At 68.4% G+C, this 6274-nt stretch carries 4 protein-coding genes; all 4 read right to left on the reverse strand.

The window, feature by feature from the left end:
* Positions 1-33: 33 nt before the first annotated feature.
* The gene (locus FG323_RS17625; protein ID WP_141456010.1) at positions 34-2172 is read right to left on the reverse strand and encodes a TonB-dependent receptor; all 2139 of its coding nucleotides are present in this window, start codon (positions 2170-2172) and stop codon (positions 34-36) included.
* Positions 2173-2311: 139 nt separating this feature from the next.
* Positions 2312-4678 carry a TonB-dependent receptor gene (locus FG323_RS17630; protein ID WP_141456011.1) on the reverse strand — a complete coding sequence of 789 codons (2367 nt, stop codon included), beginning with the start codon at positions 4676-4678 and terminating at the stop codon, positions 2312-2314.
* Between the two features lie 15 nt (positions 4679-4693).
* On the reverse strand, positions 4694-5785 hold the full coding sequence (locus FG323_RS17635; RefSeq protein WP_141456012.1) for a FecR domain-containing protein: 1092 nt from the start codon (positions 5783-5785) through the stop codon (positions 4694-4696).
* Positions 5782-6274, reverse strand: a 493-nt coding sequence (locus FG323_RS17640; protein WP_141456013.1) for an RNA polymerase sigma factor, incomplete at its 5' end; no start/stop codon positions are given. The genes FG323_RS17640 and FG323_RS17635, both read right to left, overlap by 4 nt.

The raw sequence follows: 6274 nt of genomic DNA on the forward strand, positions 1-6274 counted from the left end.
GGTGAGCGAGTGTGTGATGGGAAATGGGACGCATCAGTAGTCGTAGCGGAACAGCACGCCGAAGGTGCGTGGCTGCGGGCGATTGGATGCACCGAGTCGGATCAGATTTCCGTCCGAATCGAACTCGCTCGCGCCGCGCGCGTTGATCGCGCCGTCCTCGTCGGTCAGGTTGTTGCCGTACAGGTACACGCCCCAGCCGGCGGGCGATTCCAGGCCGATACGCGCGCCGGCCAGGGTCAGCGCGTCGCCCGGCGTGCCGGCGGTCAGCGCGGTTTCGCGCGCGGAGTCGTGGTGCACGTTGACCGAGGCCACGCCGCGCAGGTTCGCGCCGACGTCCCAGTTGTAGGCGGCCGAGGCATTCAGGCTGGTCTTGGGTACGTTGTAGACCGCCGTGCCGCGATGCAGCGGCGTGCCGGGCACGTCGGCCGAGTAGGTCGCGTCGACCCAGCTGCCGCCGAACTGCAGGGTCAACGCGCGGACCGGGTTGTAGGTCACGCTTAGTTCGACACCCTTGTTGCGGGTGCCGTCGGAGTTGGTCAGGCCGTTGATCTCCGGCGTGATCGGCACGCGCACCGCGACGCCCTCCCAGTCGCTGTAGAAGACCGCGCCTTCCAGAAGCAACTTGCCATCGGCCAGCACCGACTTGGCGCCCAGTTCATAGGTCCAGATCGAGTCGGCGGAGATCTGCGAGGGCAGGGCGATCCCGTACTGTTCGGCCAGCTTGATGGATCCGATCGGCTGCAACTGTCCGGAACGGAATCCGCGCGCGGCCGAGGCATAGAAGGTGGTGCTGTCCGACGGCTTGTAGGACAGGCTCAGGCGCGGATTCCAGCTGTCGAAGGTGGCGTTGAGCGTGGACACGCTGCCATCGGAAGCGGCGTCGGCGGCGTCGACCTTGTCCTTGAAGTAGCGCAGGCCGGCGGTCACCGCCCAGGCCGGATTGGGCAGCTTGAGCGTGGCCTCGCCGAAGATCGCGTGGGCGTCGTTGGTCTGTCGCGAGTTGCTGGTCAGGATGCCGGGAATGTCCAGCACGTCCGCGCGATCGGCCTTGCGCAGGTAATAGCCGACCGTCCAATCCAGCCGATGCTCGCCGGTCGAGGCCCAGCGCAGCTCATGGGTGCGCACGCCGATGTCGATCGCCGCGTCCAGCGGAATGCCCGCCGCCAGCTCGCCGGTCTGCGGATAGCTGAGGTTGCCGTCGGAGAAGGTGTAGACGATCTGCGAGGTATCCAGTTCGTAGGTGCTGGTCAGGCTGGCGGAGTCCCATTCGTTGTGGCTGGCCAGGAACGAGTTGTTGGTGCCGTCGTCGTAGGCGCTGTTGCTGGCGGCCTCGGAATCGGAGCGGTACTTCCAGTAGGCGAGGTCGATGTTCCAGCGTTCGGTCGGCGCGAAGCGGACCTTGGCGCGCCAGGTGCGGATGTCGTTGTCGTTGACATTCTTCGCACCGGTGTTGGTGTTGTCGATCCAGCCGGGCGTGCGCTCGTCGGTGATCGCCAGGCGCAGGGCCAGGCGGTCGTCCACCAGCGGGATGTTCACGTAGGCCTTGGCGCCGCGACCATCGCCGCCGCCGCTCACGCGCGAACCATCCAGTTCCACCCCGGCGCCGAAACGGTTGAACTCCGGCTTGCGGGTGAGGATGCGCACGGTGCCGCCCATAGAGCCTTCGCCGAACAGCGTGCCCTGCGGACCCTTGAGGATTTCCACCCGGTCGATGTCGAAGGATCGCGTGTCCGGATACCAGGGCACGGTCACGCCGGTGAACGGCGTCTCGTCGACGTAGTAGCCATTGTCGTTGCCGCCCAGCGAGCTGGAAACGCCGCGGATCTGCACCTGGGTGAAGGCGCCGCCGCTATCGATGGAGGAAGCGCCGGGGGTGATGTTGATGACATCCACCACGTTGCGCAGGCCCATCGCATCGATCTGCTCGCCGGTCACCGCGGTGATGGCGATTGGCACGTCGATCTGGCGCTCGTCGCGCTTGCGCGCGGTGACCGTGACCGCGCCCAGATCGACCGCTTCGGAGGTTTGCGCCGACGCCTGTCCATCGGGCGTCGCGGTGGCCTGCTGGGCGTGGACGGGCGCGCCGATCAGCGACAGCAGGATCGCGGCGGCCAGATGATTGCGGATCGGGGAAACGGGACGCGACGTGGCACGTGGCTTCGTGGACGACATGGATGGGCTCCGGTTGATGACGGTCGGCGAGGCCGGCAGGCGCGGATATCCCCTCGCGCCTGCAGGTCACTCTTCGCCATGACGAACCGGTGCAACAAAAGTGAAATGGGCACGGCGCGCACGCACCGGCGGCGGGAGGTCAGAAGCGGTAGTGCAGTTCCATGCCGTAGCTGCGAGGACGCAGGCGGGTGGCATTGCCGTACGGGGCGCGGCCATCCACCGCGCCCTGTTCGTCGAGCAGGTTGTCCGCGTACAGATAACTGCTCCATCCGCGCGCCGATTCCAGGCCCAGGCGCAGGCCCAGATCCAGGATCGCGTCGCCTTCATCGCCTTCGACCAGGCCGGTCTGGCGGCGCGAGTGATAGCTGGCGCGGCTGGCCGCGGTCAGGTTCATGTCCGGCCCGATCGGCCAGGCATAGGTGGCGGTGCCCGAGAGGCTGGTGCGGGGCACGTTGTAGATCTGGGTGCCGCGGTGCAGCGGCGTGCCCGGTACGTCGGCGGCATAGTGGGCGTCTAGCCAGGTCGCACCCAGTTCCAGCCGCAGTTGCGCCGCGGGCGCGTAGCTCATCCCCAGTTCCACGCCCCGCACGATCGCGCCGTTCGAATTGATCAATCCGTTATGTGTGCCGTCGATCGGAACCCGCACCGGCAGGTCATGCCAACGGGTGTGGAACGCAGCGCCCTGCACCAGCAGGCGGCCACCGGCGGTGATCTGCTTGAGTCCGATTTCGTAGGACACCAGCGAATCGGGTGGCAGCGTGGAGGGCAGGGTGATCCCGGCGGCGAGCGCGGCGGCCTGCGAGTCGGCCGGCTGCAACTGACCCGAGCGGAATCCGCCAGCGACACTGGCATAAACCGTGCGTTGATCCGAAAACCGTCGGTTGACGCTCATCCGCGGCGTAAGCCGATGGAAGGTCGAGCGCAGGCGCGTGTCGCGTGTCGAGGACAGTGCCGTTCCGTTGACCTCGTCGGTGAAGTAGCGCAATCCGGCGGTGGTCGACCAGGCGGAATCCCGGGGTGTCAGGGTGAGTTCGCCGAACAATGCGTCCGCACGGTTGGACTGCCGCGCCACCGCGTATTCGCCATCGACGAACAGCGCATCGCGACGCAGTGCTTCGCGATGCGAATAGCCGACGATCCACTCCAGCGGGCCGGCGCCGTGCGAACTCCAGCGCAGCTCCGCGCTGTCCACGTTGATGTCGAGGGTCCCCCCGAGCGTGGACGTCGGCGTGAGCATCCCGTCGATCAGGTATTCGAGCCGGGCATCCGACACCACCAGCAATAGCCGCGAGGCGGGCAGTTCCAGGCTGCTGTTGATGCTGTTGGCGCGCCAGCGGGACCGCGTGTCCTGATAGGCGTTGGTCTGCAGGACATCGGTGGCCGCGTAGCCGCCGCCCTCGGCAAGGGTGGTGGAACCGATGTGGCTGAAATCGGTCATCCAGGTGTCGCTGGCCGACCAGCGCAGGCGCGCGCGCCGGGTGGTGACGCGCTGCGGATTGATGTCGCGCCCGCCGTCGGGCGTGTCCACCCAGCCGGCCAGCGTTTCGCGGGTGGCGATCAGGCGCAGGCCGAGCCGGTCCGGCACCAGCGGCAGGTTGGCCATCGCCTTGCCCATGCCCCCGTCGGCGCCGCCTTCGGTGCTGGATGCTCCCACTTGCACAGCGGCGGAAAACCGATCCAGTTCCGGCGCGCGGGTGAGGATGCGCACGGTGCCGCCCATCGATCCTTCGCCGAACAGCGTGCCCTGTGGGCCCTTCAAGACTTCCACCCGTTCCAGATCGAACGCGCGCGTGTCCGGATGCCACGGCACGGTGACGCCGGTGAAGGGAATGTCGTCCAGGTAGTAGCCGTTGTCGTTGCCGCCCAATGAGCTGGAGATGCCGCGGATCTGCACCTGGGTGAAGGCGGCGCCGGCGTCGACCGCGGCCACGCCGGGCGTCAGCCGCAGTACGTCGGTGGCGTTCTGCAGGCCCAGCGCCTCGATGCGTTCACCCTCGTGCACCGACAATCCCATCGGCACGTCCATCCAGCGCTCGTCGCGCTTGCGCGCCGACACCACCAGCGGCGCCAGGGTGCTGGTGGGCGCGACCAGCGCGATCGGCTGCGGTGCGGGTTGTTCCGCGCGTGCCGGTGCGCGCGGCGACACGGTGATCACCCCGCCTTCCACGCTAAAGGCGTAGCCACTGCCTTCCAGCAGGCGTTCCAGCGCCGCCTCCACCGTCATCACCCCGCTGACCCCGGGGCTGCGGCGCGCGCCACCCAGATCGCCGACGGCCGCCAGCGGCAGGCCGGCTTGCTGTGAAAAGCTCAGCAGGGCCTCGTCCAGCGGTTGCGCGGGAATACGGAAGGCCACGCGTGGCGAGGGCGCCGCCCACGCCGACAGGCAGAAGCCCAGCCACAGCAGCGCCAGTCCGCCCCGCCGCCGCCAGCCGGAAAGCTCCGTCCACCACGCCGGCGCCGGAGGGCGCATGCAATGGCGGACAGTGGCGGCAACGGCGGCTGGCAAGGACTGTGTTCCGGATCAGGGAGCGCCGTCTCCGGGAGGCACTGCGGGACGCTTCACCGGATTGTTCTGCGGTTCGTCGCTGGACAGCAAGATCTCGCCTTCGCTGCGCCGGACGTCCAGGTGCAGCGCCTTGGCCAGGCCGTCGATCCAGCGGTCGATGCTGGCGACCTCCCAGCGTCCGGTGACCTTGAGTTGCCCCAGGGCGGGATCCTGCAGGCGGATCGGGACGCGCGAATAGCGGTTGAGATCGGTGATCACGCTGTCCAGCGGTTCGCCCTGGTAGACCACGGCGCCTTGCCGCCACGCAGTGGCGAGCGGCGCGTTGACGGCCTGCGGGGGCTGGAGGCCATTGGCAAGGCTGTAGCGGATCCGCTGGTTGCCGGTGGCCAGGTAGCGGCGAACATGCCCGTCCCCGGCTGCGCTGACCTGGACGCGGCCTTCGTCGACCACCACCGTCACTTCGCGATCGCCATGTTCGGCCACGCTGAAGCGGGTACCCAGCGCCTGGCTGAGGACGCCTTTGGCATCGACCACGAACGGCCGATCGGGCGCGTGCGCGACCTGGAAGTAGGCGCGGCCGTTGCGCAGTTCGATGTCGCGCCGGTCGGGGTGGTAGCGGACGCTGACTTCGGACGCCGCATCCAGTTCCAGGATCGAACCGTCGGCGAGGGTGATCTGGCGGCGTTCGCCGATGCCGGTGGCGAAGGACTGCGACGGGTCTTCCGGCGCACCGCGCGGGATCAGGAACCAGGCGAGCGTCACGGCCAACGCCACGCAGGCGGCGCTGGCCCATGCCCAGCCGCGACGTGAGCGGCGACGCAAGGGCCGGGCCGGCGCCGTGACGGAAGGCGCGGACCGGGACGGGGAGGCCGCGGGCTGGACGCTGCGCGCGGCCCGCGCGCGCAACACGGTGTCCGAATCCAGCGTTCCCGCCGCTTCCCACAACGCGGCCAGATCGTCGAAGGCCGCGGCGTTGGCCGGCGAGGCCATCCAGTCGCACCAGGCTTCCAGTTCCGTCGACGGAACATCCTCTTCCTGCATGCGAAGCAGCCAGTGGCCGGCCTCGCGCAGGGCCGTCTTGCGCGGCTCCGTGGATGTCGGGTTCATGATTGTTCTTCCTCCCACTCGTCCGTGATGCCGTCCAGGCGTTCCTGGCAGTACGTCAATGCGCGCGCCACATGGATGCGGACCATGCGTTCGGTCAGACCCAGCACGCCGGCCGCATCGGCAAAGCTCAATTGTTGCACCCTCACCAGCCGGAAAGCCTCGGCGCAGTTGTACGGCAGCTCGGCCAGCAGGGCGGGCAGCCGTTCCACCAGTTGCGCCGCGTTGGCGGAGCGTTCCGGGTTGGTGCCCGGATCCGGCCACAGGTCCACGCCGTCCGGCGCGGGCTGCTCGGTATGGGCGCGGCGGCGCAGCAGGTCGGTGGCCAGGTTCTGCGCGATCCGGAACAGGTAGGCCCGGTGGAAACTGATGGTGGTTTCGTTGCCCAGGTTCAGCAGCTTGGCATAGGCCTCCTGCGCGACCTCCCAGGCGTCGTCGTAGGAGCCCAGCCGCAACTGCAGCATGCGCACCAGCGACTGGTTGAAGTCGCGG

Origin of the sequence: Pseudoxanthomonas sp. z9 (assembly GCF_006542425.1) — a bacterium.
Taxonomy (GTDB): Bacteria; Pseudomonadota; Gammaproteobacteria; order Xanthomonadales; family Xanthomonadaceae; genus Pseudoxanthomonas_A.